The sequence below is a fragment of the Tildeniella sp. genome (genome assembly GCF_059505325.1).
The window spans coordinates 61403-79456 of record NZ_JCACKI010000005.1; the positions used below are offsets into that span (position 1 = coordinate 61403).

Below are 18054 nucleotides of genomic sequence, written 5' to 3' on the forward strand. Positions count from 1 at the left end.
GGCTATAGCTATTAGCAATCTGCCTGTAACTTTTGCTGCGATCGCATGAATATTTTTAGCCAACTGCTTAACCAACCTGCTCTGCCCTCGCCCAACAAACAGCGCCGTGGCATTGAGCTTAGATCCCCTCGTGAAATCGAGATCATGCGAGAGGCAGCCCGGATTGTTGCCACGGTGCTGAAAGAAATCTCCGAGTTGGTCGAACCCGGCATGACGACGGCTGATTTGGATGCTCATGCCGAAAAGCGCATCCGTGCAATGGGCGCAACGCCGAGTTTTAAGGGCTATCACGGCTTTCCCGCTTCGATTTGCTCGTCGATCAACAACGAAGTGGTGCATGGCATTCCCAGCCGCAAAAAAGTGATTCGCACTGGCGATGTGCTGAAAGTGGATACAGGAGCTTACTATCAGGGGTTTCATGGTGATTCGTGTATCACGATCGCGGTTGGCACAGTCACGCCTGCTGCGGCAGAGTTGATCCGCGTTGCAGAAGAAGCGCTTTACAAAGGCATTGAGCAGGTGAAAGCGGGTGCTCATTTGCTCGATCTGGCAGGCGCGATCGAAGATCACGTAAAGGCACACGGCTTTACAGTTGTCGAAGATTTTACAGGGCATGGGGTGGGGCGCAATCTGCACGAAGAGCCGTCAGTCTTCAACTTCCGCACTCACAGTATGCCGAATGTCAAACTACGCGCAGGCATGACGCTGGCGATCGAACCGATTCTTAATGCCGGGTCACGCTTTACACGTACGCTTCCCGATCGCTGGACGGCTGTAACGGTGGACAATGCCCTTTCTGCCCAGTTTGAGCATACGGTTTTAGTCACAGAGAACGGGTACGAAATCTTGACCGATCGCACACTCGTTTAACCGCTGTCGGTCAACGGTGGCTTACCTTTCTAGCCAACGCCAGTTAGGACGATTCCAGTCATACATGCCTTGAATCTCGTATTCAGTGCCATCCTCAAAGCGAACAATGCAGCTACTCTCACTGCTGGGTGACGTTGACTCAGTGTTGGTGTCATCTATGGCATCAGCGCCACGCGTCTCAGATGTTGGTTTGATGCTGACTACGATGCAGGAAAACCATTCTCGACTACACGGTCCGGTTTCTTGCACCCATTCCCACAAGCCGTTCGTCACCTCAATGCGATCGCCCACGCTTAACAGCAGTTCATCGCTCTCTAAATTGATGTAGCGCGCAAGATCCACTGGCGTAATCTGCTCTACCCACTGGATGCCGTAGCGCTCTCGGATGAACTGTACCGCTCCGGAACTTCTACCGCTCAGCCAATCGTTCAACAGCGTGATCTTCCAGGGACGGTTTTGGCGTTCCTGCGATTCAACAAATGTCAGAAAGATCTGCCGCTCTTCAACCGTCAGTTGCTCTAACGGGTTGCTTTCCGCCTCATCGGCAGCAGGGTTAAGGGTATCGTTGTGGCTTCCCTTGCGATATTGCCCAGACTGCATTGCTGCCTGCACCACCTGGAGCAAGATTTGCTTTTGACGATCGCTAAGAGGATGTAAAGCGGCTTCGCATTGGCTGAATGCCGTAGTTAGCGCTGCTTCGATCTCAGATTGAGTCATGCACTGATATCAGGTCGTAAGCGGCATCAGCCTAGATCACGATTAGTCAGAGTGGGCTAACCACTGGTTGCGATCGCTAGCTGAAGATTAGTTTCTTATTATGACAAAACTTTCAAAAAGCGTCCTTCAGCCTATTTGGTCTCAATTCGAGCTAAGCTGAAGCTGGTCTTCCAAACACCGCAATCAATGAGCGCTGCAAAGAAGCCATGCGCCCACTGCCTCTAGCAACTCATACCCTATGCCGTTCCAAGCGTTTGCCACTCTCCTTGCTACAGGTCTGCTGTGGCTTCTTGCCACTTGGAGCACCCCACCTGCTTTGGCGCTGACTCAAATCAAGCTCTTTGACCTTTCTTACCATGAGTGTCCGGCTGAACTCGTAGATGAGCCTGCTAAGAGTGGGGTTGCTAGTATTTTCCCTCACTGCTTTATCGTGACTGGAAAAACTGAGAACAAGTCCGGTAAGCCTGTCGTTAACGCGGACATTTTTGGTCGCATTTACGATGCTAACAACGATTCTGTGATGCAAAACCGTACTCGCCTTGGCGCGATTGACGAAGTGCCACCGGGTATTGGCACCTTTGAGCTGAGAATTTCGGTGCCCGCTAGCCAACCAACGCCGCTCAAGCTAGAGCAGTTTAAAGCCGCAGGCTTTACTGGCATGGTGCGACGTTAGATACAGCTTATAGAAAAGAAACCTGCCTTACAGTCATGTTACAGGCAGGTTTCTATTAGTTGTTGTAGAGGTAAGTTGCTGCCTGATCAGGTGTTTAACCGCCAGTCGGCACTAAGCCCATTACATCGATAGCCCTGGCTGCACACTCGCCAGAAGCTGTGCAACAGAAGGTAGAACAGCAGATTGAACCACTTGCAGAAGGAGCAGTGCCAGAAGAGGAGAGAAATCGAGACCACCCAGTGGCGGAATAATCGATCGAAAGATATTTAGGTACGGATCCGTTAACTGACTCAGAATAGAGAACGGAGGGTCAAACCAGTTGATGTTGGGGAACCAACTCAACAAAATCCGAATAAATAGTAGAGCGGTATAGATGCCAATAAATTTCTGGACTACATCAAACAATAGAAAAACAAGATTTGTGTCACCCATAGCGGTATGGTTCCTTACACGGCGAAGTTCATTGGGACTTGGATTTAATCTAGCGAATCTCAGCAGCTTTCGAGTGAGTCAAGCAAAGTTTATCACTTCAGATTAGCCTTGCTACAACAATCAAGTAGAAGGCTCATGGTTCTCTAACGATCGAGCGCCCTCCTGTTTCTGCCCCATTAACCCCACCCAGTTGTTGTCTTACGTCATCAATGGCATCGTTGAGTTGAGCGATTTTGTCCTCTAAACCACGGCGAGCGCCTTCCATATCAGCCTTGCCGCTCACAGCCTTTAACGATCGCCGCTTCGGCTTACTACCCAGGCGAGGATCTGCCTGACTCTCGCTCAGTAGTGGTTCCTCAGACTGCGGGTTTAGCACCCTGGAAGCGACCACGGCACCTAAAGCACCGCCAACAATGCCGCCAAACATTGCGCCTAGTAAAAATCCACCCGAAAAATTGTCTCTCTGACTCATCGCTGCTCAAAATCCCAATTGCGTCGTTGACACTAACCGTTGCTACATTACCCCTAGCATAACCGTTGTTACGCTGGACTGACTGGGCGGCTACTGAGGCTCTAGGCTGATTCTCATGTGCCAAAGGTGCGATCGCCTGCATCACCCAAGCCTGGGACGATAAAGCCCTTATCGTTCAAGCCTTCATCGATCGCTGCGGCATAAATGTTGAGACTAGGATAGGCTGCGCTCAGCTTTTGTAACGCGGTTGGAGCGACAACAACTGAAATGATACGCACCAGCGCCGGATCAACTCCTCGCTGGGTCAGTTCTGCCATCGCTGCGAGGCTAGTTCCTCCCGTTGCCAGCATTGGCTCTGTAATCAAGACATGCGTCTGCGGCGCAAATTTCTCTGGCAATTTATTGAGATAGCAGCTTGGTGTTAGGGTTTCTTCATCTCTAACAAACCCAATGTGGTAAATCGATGCCAGTGGCAACAGTGCCTGAGCACCATCCAACAGCGCTAAGCCTGCCCGTAGAATCGGCATCACTACGACTGGCACCGTTGGGTCGATGAAGGTGGCTGAGCAAGGAGACAACGGCGTATCCACTGCTGTTTCCTGCACTGGCAGCCAGTCTCGAATCGCTTCGTAGGTTAGCCAGCGACCAAGCTCAGTCATTGCACTGCGAAAGAGCGTTGACGGTGTCGAGACATCACGAGCGACAGCCAACCAGTGCTGAATGAGTGGATGTGGCGGGACGTAGACGCGCAGTTGAAGAGTCATAGCGTTGAGAAGAACAGCGAAAGAAAGGGTGAGACCTCTGAGGTCATACTGAGGTCATACGTCTGACCAATCATACTCTCTTACTACACCCTAATTTGTACGCTTCAGGACTTCCCATAACCCCTATTGTGCGATCGCCCGGAGCGTTCTGCTAACCTTCTCATCATCCTTACACGTTAATCCGCGCAAAACACGACACTAAGTTGACAATTATTCTCAATAAATGTACGCTTATTCTTAGTGTTCTCCTCTCTGAAGGATCGGTAGGGCGGCTTGGTCATCGGTAGAAGACCAAGCCCCTTTTTTTGCCTGCTGTAACCATTTCTCGACATCACTGTTTCTGACTAATCTCACGCGATGTGCAACTTTCCTGAAACGCCTGCTGAGACACCCTCACCCTAGCCCTCTCCCAGAAGGAGAGGGAACTGGAAAGTCCGAAAGCCCTTCTCCCTAAGGAGAAGGGTGGGGATGAGGGCAAATTTACTTGCACATTGCGTAATCTCCCTTCAGCGTTGGACAAAGGGCTACCGCTTACTCGCTCAAAGCCCCCCAGAGACATCAACTCCGATAAACTGTTAGAAGTCTTGTTTATCAAAGGTTTCATGTCTCTATCTTCTCCATCTACCTCCGAGCGATCGTCCACGCTTTCACCCGTTGCGGCTGAGTTTGATGCGATCGTCATTGGTTCTGGCATTGGCGGCTTGGTTACGGCTACTCAGCTAGCTGCCAAGGGAGCGAGTGTGCTAGTGCTAGAGCGTTACCTGATACCGGGTGGTAGCTCTGGGTCTTTTGAGCGCCAGGGCTATCGGTTTGATGTCGGCGCGTCGATGATTTTCGGGTTTGGGCAGCAAGGCACCACCAATCTTCTCACTCGTGCTCTGCAAGCCGTGAATGTGAGCTTAGAGACCGTTCCTGATCCGGTGCAGATTCACTACCACTTGCCTGACGGTTTAGAGCTAAAAGTGCATCGAGACTATGAGAATTTTTTGCAAGAGCTAATCACTCATTTCCCCCACGAAGCGGTAGGCATCCGACAGTTTTACGATGAATGCTGGCGCGTCTTTAAATGCTTGAATGCGATGGATTTGCTATCGCTAGAAGAACCCCGCTATCTAGCACGTGTCTTTTTTCAGCATCCGCTTGCCTGTTTAGGGTTAGTGAAGTATTTGCCTCAAAATGCTGGCGATCTGGCTCGACGCTACATTAGCGACCCAGCACTGCTGAAGTTTATCGATATGGAATGCTACTGCTGGTCTGTTGTGCCAGCCGATCGCACCCCGATGATTAATGCTGGAATGGTGTTTAGCGATCGACACTACGGTGGGATCAACTACCCCAAAGGCGGTGTCGGGCAAATCGCCCAAAAGTTAGTTGAAGGGCTAGAAAAATGTGGTGGACACATTCAGTACAAAGCTAGAGTCACTAAAATTTTGCAGGAGAACGGGCGCGCCGTGGGCGTAGAGTTAGCATCTGGCAAAATCTATTCTGCTAAACGGATTATTTCCAACGCGACCCGTTGGGACACCTTCGAGAAACTGATTCCACCCGCACAAATGCCGTCGGCTGAACGCAAATGGCAACGTCGCTATCAGAAATCACCCAGCTTCCTCAGTTTGCATCTGGGTGTTAAAGCAGATGTATTGCAAGCAGGGACGGAGTGTCACCACATTTTGCTCGAAGATTGGGAGCACATGGAAGCGGCTGAAGGCACCATTTTTGTCTCGATTCCGACCCTGCTTGATCCGTCGTTAGCGCCTCCCGGTCATCACATTATCCATACCTTTACTCCCAGTTGGATGGAGAGCTGGCAGCACCTCACGCCTAGCGAGTACAAAGCCCGTAAAGCAGCAGCAGCGACTCATTTGATTCAGCGGCTTGAGAGGATCTTTCCCGGTCTTACTGCTCACGTGGAGTATCAGGAAGTTGGCACGCCACGTACCCATCGTCGCTTTTTAGGGCGCGACGATGGTACCTACGGACCCATTCCTCGACGCAAGTTAGCGGGCTTGCTAGGAATGCCTTTTAATCGCACTGCTGTTGCGGGATTGTACTGCGTTGGCGACAGTACGTTTCCAGGACAAGGGCTGAATGCCGTTGCTTTTTCGGGCTTTGCTTGCGCTCACCGCGTTGCTACTGACTTAGGTTTCTAGGCTTATGGTTTCTAGGCTTGTGTAGAGCGAAGTGATTCAGTCTACAACTCGCAAACGACCAGCCCGCAGCAGTTCAAACACTCGGTTAATCAATGCTTGCTCCGTTTGGCTAATGGTTTTTTGAGAGAGAAGTGCAGACATGAACTGCTGCTGATCGTGGCGGCTAATCTTCCCGCAAGCGGTAATTCTATTCACCATCTGCTCAATATCAGGACGGTGTAGATGAATTTCTTTCGTCATTGATGCACCCAAAACAATCGCACATTGAGTCTACCAAAGCTTTACGTTTTCTTGAACACAAGTTTGCGATCGCGATTGCCCTTCCATTGCCCTTCAACTGTGATTGAAATCACAACTTACTAACCATAAGCAATTTGTATCAAAAAGAATGTGGCGATTGAGGACGTAAACATTGCTTTTCAGAGAATTAACGCTCGTCCTGATTTTGGTATTGCGTTCTTTATAGAACTTGTGCTAATCGATGATTACTGATGCGGCTCAAAAGGGTTTTATGCTCAATCTTATTTACCTAAGCTGCGGCAATTTTGTACGGCTTAATGCCTGTACGCTTGACGGAGCAATCTATACACGGACTGTTTGTATCTTATGTTACGGTTCTTTTGCATCGATCGGCTCTAGCTGAAGGCGATCGCTCTTAGCTGAATTATTTCAACGCAACTGTTATTCTTAGCACCAAAATCTCACTATATTATGCCGCTCTAAGGCTGAATAATTGGTGATCAATGCACACAGGTGATAGTGCAAATTCATTGGAACTTTATTAGAGATTTAACAGAGCTATTCTTAGCTTTACGGAAAACTTGATCCTGATTTGTATCTTGTAGGTAGGAACAATCAATCAGCTACAGCATCAAAGCTTATAAGTGCGTGCATTGATGATTGAGAACGCACAGACAATAGAGGGTAACACCATGTCTGACTTAGACCTAACCTTTCATGCCAATTTGCATTCCAAACAGACAACATCAAACACCCTCCGCATCGATGTTCTACAGCCCGTCCGTCAGTGGCTTGATAACGTCTCCGTCAATGACCCAACCTTAGCTCGACTGTTGTACAAGCTTATTCCTGGTCAATGTCCCTTTGAGCGTGATGTTTTTGTTTTTGGTCGCAAGATCGCTCATATTCCGCCTCTCTGCAAACTTAATCCGCTCTACGATCAGTTAGTTGGGCTACGTTTCCGCTCCATGTGCTATCTGGTTGATGTGTGTGGCAAGACGCTTTAGAAGGCTAAAAAGCCAATTGAGTAGTCAGATTAACTCAAAGCGCCTTGACCGCTCAGACCGTCGGCAGTGCGGTTAATCGATGTTCGATTTGAGCTGCATTGAGGGCGCGACCAATGAAAACAAGGCGAGTTTGTTTCAGTTCTTCAGGATGCCAGGGGCGATCGTAGAATTGGTCAAACCGCTTACCGACACCCTGCATCACAAGACGCATCGTTTTTTGCGGCACCGCAACGAAGCCTTTAATGCGGTAAATCTCCTGTTCTTGCACCAGGGTTTCTAGTTGTTGTCTCAGTAGAACGGGATCGAAGGCGCGATCGAGTACCAGATGAGCAGAGGTGATTTCATCATCGTGATCATGGTCTTCTTCTTCGTCATGATGGCTGGGTCGAGAGCTTAAGTGATGTTCAACGGCAGCCTGAAAGCCGAGCAGAAGATTGGGGTCAAGTTGCCCATGCTGACTGGAGACAATTTTGACGGCTCTGGGTAGCTCTTGCTGCACAAGCTGTTCCACGTGAGCCTGAGTTTGGGCATCCACCAAATCCGCTTTGTTGAGAATCACCAAATCAGCGCAGGCAAGCTGGTCTTCAAACAGCTCTTGAATGGGAGTTTCGTGATCCAGGTTGGGATCAGCTTGGCGCTGAGCTTCTAGCGCTTGCAGGTCAGTGGCGATCGTGCCTGTAGAAACGGCTTCGCAATCAACAACAGTAATCACGCCGTCCACCGTGACTGCATGAGAAATTTCGTGCCACCGAAAGGCTTTGATCAAGGGTTTGGGGAGCGCTAGACCGGAGGTTTCGATGAGAATGCAGTCCAGGCTGTCTCTACGTTTGAGTAGCTCTAACATGACGGGCAGAAATTCTTCTTGCACGGTACAGCAGAGACAGCCGTTAGTGAGTTCAACAATATCAGGTAGACTTGCTTTGACCGCTGTAGATTGCCCGTCGGCAAGTGTCTCATCATCACAAACCTGGCACGATCTCAGCAAGTCGCCATCAATACCTAATTCGCCAAATTCGTTGACCAGGACAGCAATCCGCCTGCCCTGATTGTTTTGTAGCAAGTGGCGGATCAGTGTCGTTTTACCGCTGCCGAGAAAGCCTGTGATGATCGTGACGGGAATTTTTGCTGCCATGTGGGGAAGGGAAGTGAGGAGAGAGGGGGGAGGAGAGAGGGAGAAGCAGGGGGAGCGGGGGAGGAGGTTTAAGTCAATTCAGCTTTCGACTTTTAACTTCTGACTTTTAACTTCTGACTACTGCCTTCTTCTAATAACTGAAAATTAGTAGGCTAAACCTGGCTTCAAACTGTGAATCCTGAGGGCTTGATAGCGTTTCGACTACCAAGCTCCCAGGATTCGAGGGAAGACATTAGAGATGAAAAACTGCGTACATTAATCAGCCGTTGCCAGTTCGGTGCTGCCACGGGTGCGACGGCGGGTCAGGGTATTAAACAGCATCGACCCGATCGCTTTGATGAGGTTGCCTTCCAGTTCCTGGAACAGCTTCATATTCATGCCAAACGCAGCGTTTGCTTCGTCAACAATGCGATCGGCAGTTGCGTCATCGATCGGTAGATCGTTCATTGCCTGACGGTAGGTTGCCTTAAACTGCTTTTCGTCGGCGATGTTGTTGAACTCGTAGAACGCTGTACCGTTGCCTTCTGAAAGATTCATGCCACGTTGCGCAATGCCTTTCAAGATTTGACCGCCGGAAAGATCGCCTAAGTAACGGGTGTAAGAATGAGCGATCAGCAGTTCAGGAGCCGTCTGAGAGATTTCACGAATGCGTTGCACATACGCTTCAGCGGCTGGAGAGGGAGACACCTGCTCTCGCCAATTGCTGCCGAAGTAGTAATACAAATCCTGCTCTAGCGACGCTTTGCGGTTTAGTTCGGAGAAATAGATTTTAGAGAGAAGCGGATGGTGCTGATGGCGCTCCATCTCTTCTTCCATTGCTGAGTAGACAAAGTAAAGGTTGGCTACAAGCTTGCGGTAGGAGTTTTTCTCGACAACTCCCTTTAAAAAGCATTTCACGAAACCGACGTTCTCAGCCATTGAGTGAGACTTTTTGGTGCCCTCACGTAGCTTTGTTGCTAAATTACTGCTCATGCTAAATCTTCTAAATCTAACGTTGACTTGATGCTGGATGATGCGTCGATCGATGAACGCAGTTCGACCTCTTTGATAACCCACCCAATTGTTACGGTAGACTGATTTGATGAGAGTTTTTATTAAAAAATCTAAAGCAAATCGCTGCCGTTAAGCGTTTTCGAGCGAAAAAGCAGTGATCGATAACGCTTTGTGAAAGAGGTGCCGGACGTTCAGTCAATACCGCTGTCAAAAGTAAGCGCTGCCCGATCGCCCGTATCAGCATTCTCAGTCAGTGAGGCGCTAGTTTTCACCCGCAGCAACGCGCGGTAAACCCATGCTGTAGTTCAGTACGCGACTGTTGAGGTTATAAGAAATGTCGCCTTTTTGCAGGAGCGATCGTACAAAATGCTCTAGATCGGAGCCAATACGACGGAGGTTGTAGTCGGTCAAGTCAGCTCCACTATAGGATTCGACTAACTCATCGAACTTGCGATACACCTTCTGTACAGACTCTTCATTCCAATTGAATTCGTTGTCTGGGTCAATATCGAGCGTTAGTACGCTGTCACTAGGGACGAGTTCATTATTTTCGATCACAGCCGTAAAAATATGGATGTGTCGAGTAGTGGATTTTAACAGCATGGTATGACTCCGCTGGACTGGGTACTGGACACAGCTCTGCTTTTTATTGTAAAGGGGTAGAGAGCGATTCCATCGTTTGACGCAGCATTTTTTTGAAGTGGTGACGCATGTGCGGATTGAGGAAGACAAGAGGCAAAAGGCTACAAGTGCCGCTAAGGTGTTTTTTGCCGCTGGAGAAAACGCTTTCTATTCTGTAGATTAGGACGGCAGCGTGTGGAGCTTACTTCCAAAAAGCCTTCAAAAAGCCTTTGGAAAGCCTTCGGAACGACTGTAAACGTATTCGTCGATGCCTCGCTAGACGGTAAGGCGTAATAGGCTAGAGCTGCAATGACCTAGCATCTACTGTCTATCTTCGTGGTATCGGTCTGTCCACCTGCTAATTGAGTTCTGTTTGCTCATTTTGCTAAATTTTCGTTCATTATTTAGGAAACTCGCAGGATTCAGGTGGCTCTTGTCAGCGCCAAGGATATCAGGGCTGTTCTAACTTTTCTGGCTCAACTGCTTTGATTGCAGCGCCTTGCTTGAGTGACCCTAAACTTAGAGAACCCTTGCTGGCAGATCACCTTCACATCGTCAGGTGTCTACGTATGAACACTCGCAGCCAAGCTCAGCTATTTCAGCGCCTCATCGGTCTTACGGGTGGCATTGGGATGGGCAAAACCACTGTGTCGAACTATCTGTCAACTGTTCACAAGCTGCCTGTTCTGGATGCTGATGTTTACGCGAGAGAAGCAGTTGAGCCAGGTTTACCTGTGCTGGTAGAAATTGCTGAACGCTATGGTGCAGGCGTGCTGTCATCAGATGGAACGCTGGATCGTCATCGGCTGGGAGACATTATTTTTAGCAGTCCGCCAGAACGGTTGTGGTTAGAGCAGCAGATTCATCCTCACGTCCGCGATCGCCTGATCGAAGCCATGCAAGCCTTATCAATGCGAGACACACAGCCTCTCATCGTCGTGCTGGTGATTCCGCTGCTGTTTGAAGCGCGTATGACGGATTTAGTGACTGAGACCTGGGTAGTGCGTTGCCCCCAAGAGCAACAGATAGAACGGTTGATGGAGCGCGATCGCCTCAGCCTACAGCAGGCTCGTGCTCGGATTGATAGCCAAATGTCGATTCAGAAAAAGGCGGCTCATGCCGATCTGGTGCTGGACAATACTTCAACGCTAGAGCATCTGTTTCGGCAAGTGGATGCTGGACTCGTACATCAGCCCGTTCGCCTTACCGCGCCTCGTGGGTGAGTAACTCAGCATTAAGTTTCAGGGCTTGTTGAGTAGCAAGAGCTTGCTAAAAAATAACGGCACACTTTTGGATCAGCGATCAGCTTTTCGCTGACGGCTGACGGCTGACGGCTACAGACCATGCTGTTATTTCTGTACAACTCTCAGGCTCACGGTCTGAGGTAAGCTCACGGTCTGAGGTAAGCTCACGGTCTGAGGTAAGCTCACAGACTGAGGCAGCGATCGTCCGTTGTCGCCAATGGCTCAAGCACTCCTTGCGGGACGCGATCGTGCGCGACGGCAAATCGATTGCAGCATGGCAACCGTTTCTGATTTGGCTAAACTTTAGACGATAATTGTTGAAGGCAAACCGTTGAGGTTTATCTCTACCTCCGAATCCACTATTCACCATCAGTCACCTGGGGCACACGCAGGCTTTCAGGTTTTTAGCGAGACTTTTATATGGGCGCGACGCTGCAACAAATTGCTGGCTACCTGGACAACAAAGGGTGGAAATATAAGCTTGACGAAGATGAATGCCGCATTCTTACAGGCGTTTACGCCGAGAACATTCAAGAGTTCCTTATTGTCATCCAGCTTGATGAAGACGGTGAATTTTTTGAGCTGTTTGCGCCACGCGTACTTTCTGGGGTCAACAATCATCCTCACAAAGCAGCGATTCTGCAAACGATGCTTTGCATCTCCTGGGAAACCAAAATGTTGCAATGGGAGTACGACCCGTCAGACGGCGAAATTCGCGCCATCATTGAGTTTCCTTTAGAAGATTCCACCCTCACTGAGCGTCAGTTTAATCGCTGCCTGTATAGTCTGGTTGAGTTGGTTGATGAAATTGCGTTGCCTCGTCTCCAAACGGTCATGGAAACGGGCGAAGATCCGGGTGATGTCACGGAAGGAGAACGGTTGCTGCTGAAGATGCAAGAAGAAGCACCTGGACTTCTAGACGTGCTTGAACGTGCAATGGAAGCCCGCAAGCGACGAGGGCGGCTGCCGCCAGAGAGTGAGGGTAAGGACGAAAGCTAAAGGCTAAAGGCTAAAAAATGGACGTTAGCTTTTTAGGCGTTGCTGAATGCAAGTATGATTTTCCCTCATCCCCAGCCCTTCTCCCTGGGGAGAAGGGAGCTAGAATTCTTGTCCCCTCGCCCTTTGGGAGAGGGTTAGGGTGAGGGCGGATTTTGCGGTTCATACCTCAATTCAGCAACGCCGCTTTTTAAGATCGGCTTACACAGAATCGGGTTTCTCAACGAGAAGATGGTTTCAAAGATCGAAACTGCGCTCAGAAACCCGGTTTCTTTCAAAGCTTCTAGTCTTCCATCGCTTCTCCACCGACAACAACGTTGCGAATCCTTAAGCTAGGACCACCGCAGCCGACGGGTAAGCCGCTCTGTCCACCTTTGCCACAGCCGCCAGATTCATCCCAAAAGAAATCGTCGCCGATCGCCTCAATTTCTCCTAACGTCTTGAACGCGTTACCTGAGAGGGTGACATCTCTAACAGGTTCGGCAAGTTCGCCATTCCGAATCATCCATGCCTCGCCTGCTGTGAAGGTAAACATTTCGCCATTGGTCATACCGCCCAACCAGTTGCGGGCGTATACGCCTTCCTGGATGCCGTTGAATAGGTCGGCAACGGGCGTCTTACCGCGCTCGATCCAGGTGTTAGTCATACGGACGATCGGCGGGTAGTGGTAGTTAAGGCAACGAGCATTACCAGTAGCAGTTTCACCCAACTTGCCCGCAGTTTCACGAGAGTGAAGTCGTCCAACCAGAACGCCATCTTTGATTAATTGCGTAGTGGTAGCTGGGGTGCCTTCGTCATCATAGAAGTAGCTGCCGCGATGACCCGCAGGAGCGGCACCGTCAAAAATTTGCAGATCTGCAGAACCAAACTGCCGTCCGATACTCATCACTTCCATCAAGTCAGGGTTTTCATACGTCATATCAGCTTCGGAAAGGTGCCCGAACGATTCATGCACAAACAGCCCGGTAAGGATGGGATCAATCACAACGGTGTAGGTGTTGCCTCGCACAGGTGGTAGCACCAGTGAGTCAACGGCTCGTTGTGCAGCATGACGCACTTGAGCATCCAAACCCAGCAGGTCTTCATACGCTTTGCGGGAGCCTGTGGTTTCGCGTCCGGTTTGCACTGTTTCACCGTTACGAGCGGTGGCAGCAAACCGCATTTCCATGTCAACCCACGATTGCTCTAACAGCGTTCCCTCAGATGTAGCGAGAATAACGTGTTGAGCGCTATCGCCATAGCGGACAGAAGTCGTTGCAATCTGAGGACTGACGCTGCGAAGAATCTCGCTGTAATGCTGACAAAGCGCTTTTTTTTGAATCAGCGGAATCTGGCGGGGATCGGTGCCCGTCAGCGGCAGGATGCAGGTATCTTGAATGGGTGTGATGGGTGCTAACAGCGTTTCTTCATCACCAACCAGATGGGCAGCCGCGATCGCCTCTTCAATGCGATCGCTCAGCGTCGAGAGTTGATTGAAGCTGGCAAAGCCCCAACCGCCTTTATGACAGGCTCTCACCTGCCCCCCGATCGAAATTCCTTCTGTTAACGTTTCAATTTTGTCGCCCCGCAGGAGAATATCGGCTCCTTCTGCCGCTTCGAGGCGCACTGCCAGGTAATCTACGCGAGTGCGGTAGCGCGTCATGAGGTCAGAGAGCAAGTCCTTCAGATGGGCGGGCAATGTCACCATGTCAGCGCGTTGTAAAAATCACTACCTTCATTTTGCAGTGAATTGAGCGGGTCAGCAGCCCCTAAATTGAATGTTCGGACGATCGCCCATCTTTGATAGCCCAGAAAAATCCTAAGATTACGACTACACCTCTTGACTAGATGAATCCTAAAGATTTAGGCACTTTGCTGGCGTTTTTTTGCCGAAAGTTGAGAATTATAGAGTATTAATGAACTAATGATTGCGGTAATGCAAAGCTAACCAGCGGCAGAAACCGTATGACCAGGTGTGATGCGGCAGAGAGTGAGGTTGGATATTCATGGTTTATACAGAAAGTCTTCACCATCCATCGCTAGTAGAACTGGCGCGGGCGGGAAATTTCCAGGCGATCGCGCACTGGCTGAATTCGGTGCTCATGCCCCACGGTATGCGGGCTTGTGTGGGTGGCATCCGTCCGGGCTGCCTGAAGGTGCTGGTCGAGTTTCCGCTGTCGTCGGAGCAACATGAACTGACTGAGCCGTGGCGCAGTCAACTGATTCGCTTGATCTGTCATCGCATCTGGAAGCTAAACTCTGCCCAAATTGAGGGTATTCGCATTGCTGGCAAGCTGACGCATGAACAAGCAATGCTATGGGAGCAGAGTGTACGGGTCGTTTCGCCTGCGCGTCGTGCCAGAAAGCAGCGATCGCAGCACCTTCGGACTCAGCTTCGCCAAACTGCGCAACAGCGATCGCAACTCAAGACAATGCGCTCAATGTTGATCAGCGGACCACCCGTTTTTGCGTTCGTCTTCGGCTGCGTTTTAGGTTTTTCCAAAGCGCCCTCTGAGCAAACCAACGCGATCGCCTCTTCCTCGTTGCCCAATGCAACCCCCAGCCCAAATCCATCCATTCGCCCCGATACGGTACAGGCAGCCCTGGAGACGATACCTGTGGTCAAGCACGATCGCGTCCCTGATCCGAATGACCCAACGGTCACGCTCATGTTTGCGGGTGATGTCACGCTGTCTGACCATTTTGCCGATGCGATCGGGCAAGACTACGAGCGCACCTTCGCCAACATGGATGCGTACCGCAAGGCAGACGTGGGCATGGTGAACCTGGAAAATCCTTTGACGAGAGCAACCATTCCGCTACCCGATAAGAAGTTCAACTTCAAAGCCCATCCAGATTCAGTGAAAGCGCTGACCAGCGGCGGTGTCAGCTTGGTGACTTTGGCTAACAATCACGCGATGGATTACCAGGAACCTGGGCTGTTGGAGACGCTAGAAACGCTGAAAGAAGCTGGCGTTGAACACGTTGGTGCCGGACGAGATGTGAAAGAAGCGCGTCGTCCCGAAATCATTGACGTGAAGGGGCAGCGAGTGGCGTATTTTGGCTACTACGGTGCGGATTTTGAAAGTGCAGGCGAGACCAGGGCTGGCACTAACTACGCCGACGAACAGCGTATTGCTGAAGACATTAAAGCCGTTCGTAGTCAGGTGGATTGGGTGATTGTGAACTATCACTGGGGCGAAGAGTTGGCAACCCATCCCGCCGACTGGCAGGTAAATCTGGCGCATTTCACGATCGACCAGGGTGCTGATGTCATCGTGGGGCACCATCCTCATGTGTTGCAAGGCGCAGAAATCTACAAAGGTCGTCCGATCGCCTACTCAATGGGCAACTTTATCTTTGGTGGCAATTCCCGTAGTGACTACGATACCGCTGTCCTGAAGGTCGCTCTTAAAGACAAGCAGATGAAGGTGGAATTTGTTCCTGTGGAAGTGCGGGGTTACAAACCGCAAGTTGCCACCGATCGCAGCGCCCAAATTCTGAACCAAATCGCCGATCGATCCAGTGGGTTTCAGCAACCGATGCGATCGCCTGTAGCGCTAGATGCCCGTCCAGCGAATCCTGAAGCGGCAGCAACGTCGATCGTACCACCCGTACAGCCTACCAACACGATCCTCAGTACACCCGAACCGACTGTGACATCCGCTCCTACAGAATCCCTGTCTCCAACGCCTAGCCCCAGCGAGAGTGTACAACCGCCTTCATTCCAGAAGAAAAAGCACTCTGGGTTCGCCAACCCTACCGATTCATTCATCACCTCACCGAACCGTACGCCGCTTGACTCAATGCAGCCGGGTGCAACCGATTTCAATGGTGCAAGTCCAGCATCCGACTCAATGGTTCCCGCAACGGAGCCTGCTAAGCCCGATGCCGCGCCTGTAACATCAGACCACTCAGCGTTACCCGAAATTAAGTTGTTGAGCGCTGTGCCATTTGCCAGTCGCCAGTTAGCCAGTCGCCAGCCCAACAGTCATTTACCCGCGACAAGTCTGACCTCTCCTTCCAACGCCCGATCGCCAAACGAGACCACGCCACGGCAACAAACGCGCCGCAGCAAGCCGTCTGAAAAGCAGCAAAACGATTGGGTTGCTTCAGAGCATGTGGGTGCCGAACTCATTCCAGATGTGTCATTATTGGCAGCGATGGCATGGTGAGGTCTCAGGATGTTTGCGATCGCGGTTGAACAAGGTCAGTACAAAACGTATACGCTCTCCAATCAAGCAACCAATACTGCACTAGAGATCATCCCAGAGCGCGGCGGGATCGTGACTCGCTGGCGGGTTCAGGGACAGGAGATTTTCTACCTGGATGAAGCACGTCTCACTGATCCCACGCTGACGGTGCGGGGCGGCATTCCCATTCTGTTTCCCATTTGCGGCAATCTGCCCGATAACACTTACACGCACAACGGGCAGACCTACACGCTCAAGCAGCATGGCTTTGCCCGTGAACTGCCCTGGGAGGTAGTTGATCAGGCGACAGACGATCGCGCCAGCCTGACCCTCTCACTCACTAGCAACGACCAGACTCGCGCCGTTTACCCGTTTGACTTTCAGCTTCTTTTCACCTACACGCTGGACGGCAACAAGCTGAGTGTCCATCAGCGCTATACGAATCATGCAGATGAACCCATGCCATTTTCCGCTGGGTTTCATCCCTATTTTCAGGTGATGGATAAGACCCAGCTAGCGGTTGATATTCCTGCCGATCGCCTGCTTGATCAACCCACTAAAACCGAGCATCCATTTAACGGCACCTTCGACTTTGACCAGGATGAAATCGACGTTGCCTTTACGGCACTGTCGCGTCAGTCGTCAAGCGTCACCGATCGCGCTCAAGGCTTACGTCTAACCCTCACTCAAAGCGACGAGTTCTCCATCATCGTCTTCTGGACGGTGAAAGGGAAGCCCTTCTACTGTCTGGAACCCTGGACAGCCGGACGCAATGCCATGAATACGGGCGATCGGCTGCTCCACTTAGCACCAGGAGAACGTCTAGAAACCGTTTTTACTCTAGAAGTAGACTTTGTTTAAAAGCGGTTCACGGTGGTTCTCAACCACTGCCACAGCTCAGCAGCGGCGAAATCGGGGACGACTAGCATGGCTCCCAGCGAGTAAAGCGTTTCTGGATCATGGGTTGAGGCAATGCCAATGGTGGGAATACCTGCTGCTACTGCCGATCGCATCCCTGATGGTGAATCCTCAAACGCGATCGCCTGTTTGGGTGAGAGACTAAATTGTTTAAGCGCATGGCTGTAGGGAGTTGGATCGGGCTTACCAATGCCAAGTACGTCTGCGATCACGACCTGATCGAAGGTTTCTTCTAGATGCAGCGCTTTCAGAACGTGGTAAACGTTTTCAGTCGGTGCATTTGTGACAACGCCCTGTTTCAGCCCGTGCTCCGTTGCCCACTGCATCACCTTCTCAAGTCCACGTAACGGTGTGAGTTGAGGAGACTGTTCACGAAACCGAGACTCTTTTTGCTGAATGAACTGCTGCTGTTCGGCTGGCGATAGGTACGGCAGCAAATCCTGCACGATCGCTGGATTCAAGCGTCCACTAATTTTGGTCTGGTAAAAGGCTTCGTCAATGTCTAACCCGAACTCTCGCAACATTGCTTGCCAGACCTGAAAGTGTAGCGGGTCAGTGTTGACTAGCGTGCCATCCAGATCGTAAAGAATCGCTGCCAGCTTTGGGGGCACGATCGCGGCGGGAACCTGATTTGAGAGCGGTGAAGTCATTAG

18 protein-coding genes are annotated in these 18054 nt (G+C 50.7%); 8 read left to right on the plus strand and 10 right to left on the minus strand.

Going from position 1 to position 18054, the window contains the following annotated elements:
- The first annotated feature begins 45 nt into the window (after window positions 1-45).
- Entirely contained in the window at window positions 46-870 is an 825-nt protein-coding gene (gene map / locus AC5JO6_RS02385) for a type I methionyl aminopeptidase (protein WP_496079436.1), read from the plus strand.
- Window positions 871-891: 21 nt separating this feature from the next.
- Here map and AC5JO6_RS02390 read toward each other — a convergent pair whose 3' ends face one another.
- The gene (locus AC5JO6_RS02390; RefSeq protein WP_496079437.1) at window positions 892-1587 is read right to left on the minus strand and encodes a hypothetical protein; all 696 of its coding nucleotides are present in this window, start codon (window positions 1585-1587) and stop codon (window positions 892-894) included.
- A 238-nt stretch (window positions 1588-1825) separates the two neighbouring features.
- On the opposite strand from AC5JO6_RS02390, the gene AC5JO6_RS02395 reads away from it, so the two are divergent.
- Window positions 1826-2260, plus strand: a complete 435-nt coding sequence (locus AC5JO6_RS02395) for a hypothetical protein (RefSeq protein WP_496079438.1) — start codon at window positions 1826-1828, stop codon at window positions 2258-2260.
- 120 nt (window positions 2261-2380) lie between these two features.
- Here AC5JO6_RS02395 and AC5JO6_RS02400 read toward each other — a convergent pair whose 3' ends face one another.
- The 3 genes from AC5JO6_RS02400 to upp all read right to left on the minus strand — a co-directional run bounded on the left by AC5JO6_RS02400 (window position 2381) and on the right by upp (window position 3928).
- Window positions 2381-2692: a YggT family protein gene (locus tag AC5JO6_RS02400; RefSeq protein WP_496079439.1), complete on the minus strand. Its 312-nt coding sequence runs from the start codon at window positions 2690-2692 to the stop codon at window positions 2381-2383.
- 133 nt (window positions 2693-2825) lie between these two features.
- Window positions 2826-3164 (minus strand): ssl2009 family thylakoid membrane protein, encoded by a 339-nt coding sequence (locus tag AC5JO6_RS02405; RefSeq protein ID WP_496079440.1) that lies wholly within the window; start codon window positions 3162-3164, stop codon window positions 2826-2828.
- A gap of 113 nt (window positions 3165-3277) precedes the next feature.
- Window positions 3278-3928, minus strand: coding sequence for a uracil phosphoribosyltransferase (gene upp / locus AC5JO6_RS02410; RefSeq protein WP_496079441.1), 651 nt, complete (start codon window positions 3926-3928; stop codon window positions 3278-3280).
- A 602-nt stretch (window positions 3929-4530) separates the two neighbouring features.
- On the opposite strand from upp, the gene crtH reads away from it, so the two are divergent.
- Complete coding sequence (gene crtH / locus AC5JO6_RS02415) at window positions 4531-6078, plus strand: carotenoid isomerase (protein ID WP_496079442.1); 1548 nt, start codon at window positions 4531-4533, stop codon at window positions 6076-6078.
- Between the two features lie 36 nt (window positions 6079-6114).
- On the opposite strand, the gene AC5JO6_RS02420 is transcribed toward crtH, so the two are convergent.
- Window positions 6115-6318: a hypothetical protein gene (locus tag AC5JO6_RS02420; protein ID WP_496079443.1), complete on the minus strand. Its 204-nt coding sequence runs from the start codon at window positions 6316-6318 to the stop codon at window positions 6115-6117.
- Between the two features lie 692 nt (window positions 6319-7010).
- Between AC5JO6_RS02420 and AC5JO6_RS02425 the strand changes: the two genes are divergently transcribed.
- Window positions 7011-7325: a Mo-dependent nitrogenase C-terminal domain-containing protein gene (locus tag AC5JO6_RS02425; protein WP_496079444.1), complete on the plus strand. Its 315-nt coding sequence runs from the start codon at window positions 7011-7013 to the stop codon at window positions 7323-7325.
- Window positions 7326-7377: 52 nt separating this feature from the next.
- On the opposite strand, the gene cobW is transcribed toward AC5JO6_RS02425, so the two are convergent.
- The 3 genes from cobW to AC5JO6_RS02440 form a co-directional block, all read right to left on the minus strand.
- Window positions 7378-8457, minus strand: coding sequence for a cobalamin biosynthesis protein CobW (cobW, locus tag AC5JO6_RS02430; protein WP_496079445.1), 1080 nt, complete (start codon window positions 8455-8457; stop codon window positions 7378-7380).
- Between the two features lie 255 nt (window positions 8458-8712).
- Window positions 8713-9429 (minus strand): biliverdin-producing heme oxygenase, encoded by a 717-nt coding sequence (locus AC5JO6_RS02435; RefSeq protein WP_496079446.1) that lies wholly within the window; start codon window positions 9427-9429, stop codon window positions 8713-8715.
- Between the two features lie 282 nt (window positions 9430-9711).
- The gene (locus AC5JO6_RS02440; RefSeq protein ID WP_496079447.1) at window positions 9712-10053 is read right to left on the minus strand and encodes an NAD(P)H-quinone oxidoreductase subunit M; all 342 of its coding nucleotides are present in this window, start codon (window positions 10051-10053) and stop codon (window positions 9712-9714) included.
- A 587-nt stretch (window positions 10054-10640) separates the two neighbouring features.
- Here AC5JO6_RS02440 and coaE point away from each other — a divergent pair.
- Window positions 10641-11294: a dephospho-CoA kinase gene (gene coaE, locus AC5JO6_RS02445; protein WP_496079448.1), complete on the plus strand. Its 654-nt coding sequence runs from the start codon at window positions 10641-10643 to the stop codon at window positions 11292-11294.
- A gap of 441 nt (window positions 11295-11735) precedes the next feature.
- Window positions 11736-12314: a hypothetical protein gene (locus AC5JO6_RS02450; RefSeq protein ID WP_496079449.1), complete on the plus strand. Its 579-nt coding sequence runs from the start codon at window positions 11736-11738 to the stop codon at window positions 12312-12314.
- A gap of 280 nt (window positions 12315-12594) precedes the next feature.
- Here the strand turns inward: AC5JO6_RS02450 and AC5JO6_RS02455 are convergent, their stop codons facing one another.
- Window positions 12595-13998, minus strand: a complete 1404-nt coding sequence (locus tag AC5JO6_RS02455; RefSeq protein WP_496079450.1) for a TldD/PmbA family protein — start codon at window positions 13996-13998, stop codon at window positions 12595-12597.
- Between the two features lie 298 nt (window positions 13999-14296).
- Between AC5JO6_RS02455 and AC5JO6_RS02460 the strand changes: the two genes are divergently transcribed.
- Entirely contained in the window at window positions 14297-16465 is a 2169-nt protein-coding gene (locus AC5JO6_RS02460; protein ID WP_496079451.1) for a CapA family protein, read from the plus strand.
- A 9-nt stretch (window positions 16466-16474) separates the two neighbouring features.
- Complete coding sequence (locus AC5JO6_RS02465; protein ID WP_496079452.1) at window positions 16475-17344, plus strand: aldose epimerase family protein; 870 nt, start codon at window positions 16475-16477, stop codon at window positions 17342-17344.
- On the opposite strand, the gene AC5JO6_RS02470 is transcribed toward AC5JO6_RS02465, so the two are convergent.
- Window positions 17341-18051: an HAD family hydrolase gene (locus AC5JO6_RS02470; protein WP_496079453.1), complete on the minus strand. Its 711-nt coding sequence runs from the start codon at window positions 18049-18051 to the stop codon at window positions 17341-17343. The genes AC5JO6_RS02465 and AC5JO6_RS02470 overlap by 4 nt on opposite strands.
- Window positions 18052-18054: the final 3 nt, after the last annotated feature.

Excerpts from the sequence above, each read along its gene's own strand:
- AC5JO6_RS02450 (WP_496079449.1), top strand. The coding sequence starts at position 11,736 with ATGGGCGCGACGCTGCAACAAATTGCTGGCTACCTGGACAACAAAGGG.
- AC5JO6_RS02470 (WP_496079453.1), bottom strand. The coding sequence starts at position 18,051 with ATGACTTCACCGCTCTCAAATCAGGTTCCCGCCGCGATCGTGCCCCCA.
- AC5JO6_RS02425 (WP_496079444.1), top strand. The coding sequence starts at position 7,011 with ATGTCTGACTTAGACCTAACCTTTCATGCCAATTTGCATTCCAAACAG.
- AC5JO6_RS02465 (WP_496079452.1), top strand. The coding sequence starts at position 16,475 with ATGTTTGCGATCGCGGTTGAACAAGGTCAGTACAAAACGTATACGCTC.
- AC5JO6_RS02435 (WP_496079446.1), bottom strand. The coding sequence starts at position 9,429 with ATGAGCAGTAATTTAGCAACAAAGCTACGTGAGGGCACCAAAAAGTCT.
- crtH (WP_496079442.1), top strand. The coding sequence starts at position 4,531 with ATGTCTCTATCTTCTCCATCTACCTCCGAGCGATCGTCCACGCTTTCA.
- AC5JO6_RS02455 (WP_496079450.1), bottom strand. The coding sequence starts at position 13,998 with ATGGTGACATTGCCCGCCCATCTGAAGGACTTGCTCTCTGACCTCATG.
- AC5JO6_RS02460 (WP_496079451.1), top strand. The coding sequence starts at position 14,297 with ATGGTTTATACAGAAAGTCTTCACCATCCATCGCTAGTAGAACTGGCG.
- map (WP_496079436.1), top strand. The coding sequence starts at position 46 with ATGAATATTTTTAGCCAACTGCTTAACCAACCTGCTCTGCCCTCGCCC.
- AC5JO6_RS02405 (WP_496079440.1), bottom strand. The coding sequence starts at position 3,164 with ATGAGTCAGAGAGACAATTTTTCGGGTGGATTTTTACTAGGCGCAATG.
- upp (WP_496079441.1), bottom strand. The coding sequence starts at position 3,928 with ATGACTCTTCAACTGCGCGTCTACGTCCCGCCACATCCACTCATTCAG.
- AC5JO6_RS02395 (WP_496079438.1), top strand. The coding sequence starts at position 1,826 with ATGCCGTTCCAAGCGTTTGCCACTCTCCTTGCTACAGGTCTGCTGTGG.
- cobW (WP_496079445.1), bottom strand. The coding sequence starts at position 8,457 with ATGGCAGCAAAAATTCCCGTCACGATCATCACAGGCTTTCTCGGCAGC.
- AC5JO6_RS02440 (WP_496079447.1), bottom strand. The coding sequence starts at position 10,053 with ATGCTGTTAAAATCCACTACTCGACACATCCATATTTTTACGGCTGTG.
- AC5JO6_RS02390 (WP_496079437.1), bottom strand. The coding sequence starts at position 1,587 with ATGACTCAATCTGAGATCGAAGCAGCGCTAACTACGGCATTCAGCCAA.
- AC5JO6_RS02420 (WP_496079443.1), bottom strand. The coding sequence starts at position 6,318 with ATGACGAAAGAAATTCATCTACACCGTCCTGATATTGAGCAGATGGTG.
- AC5JO6_RS02400 (WP_496079439.1), bottom strand. The coding sequence starts at position 2,692 with ATGGGTGACACAAATCTTGTTTTTCTATTGTTTGATGTAGTCCAGAAA.
- coaE (WP_496079448.1), top strand. The coding sequence starts at position 10,641 with ATGAACACTCGCAGCCAAGCTCAGCTATTTCAGCGCCTCATCGGTCTT.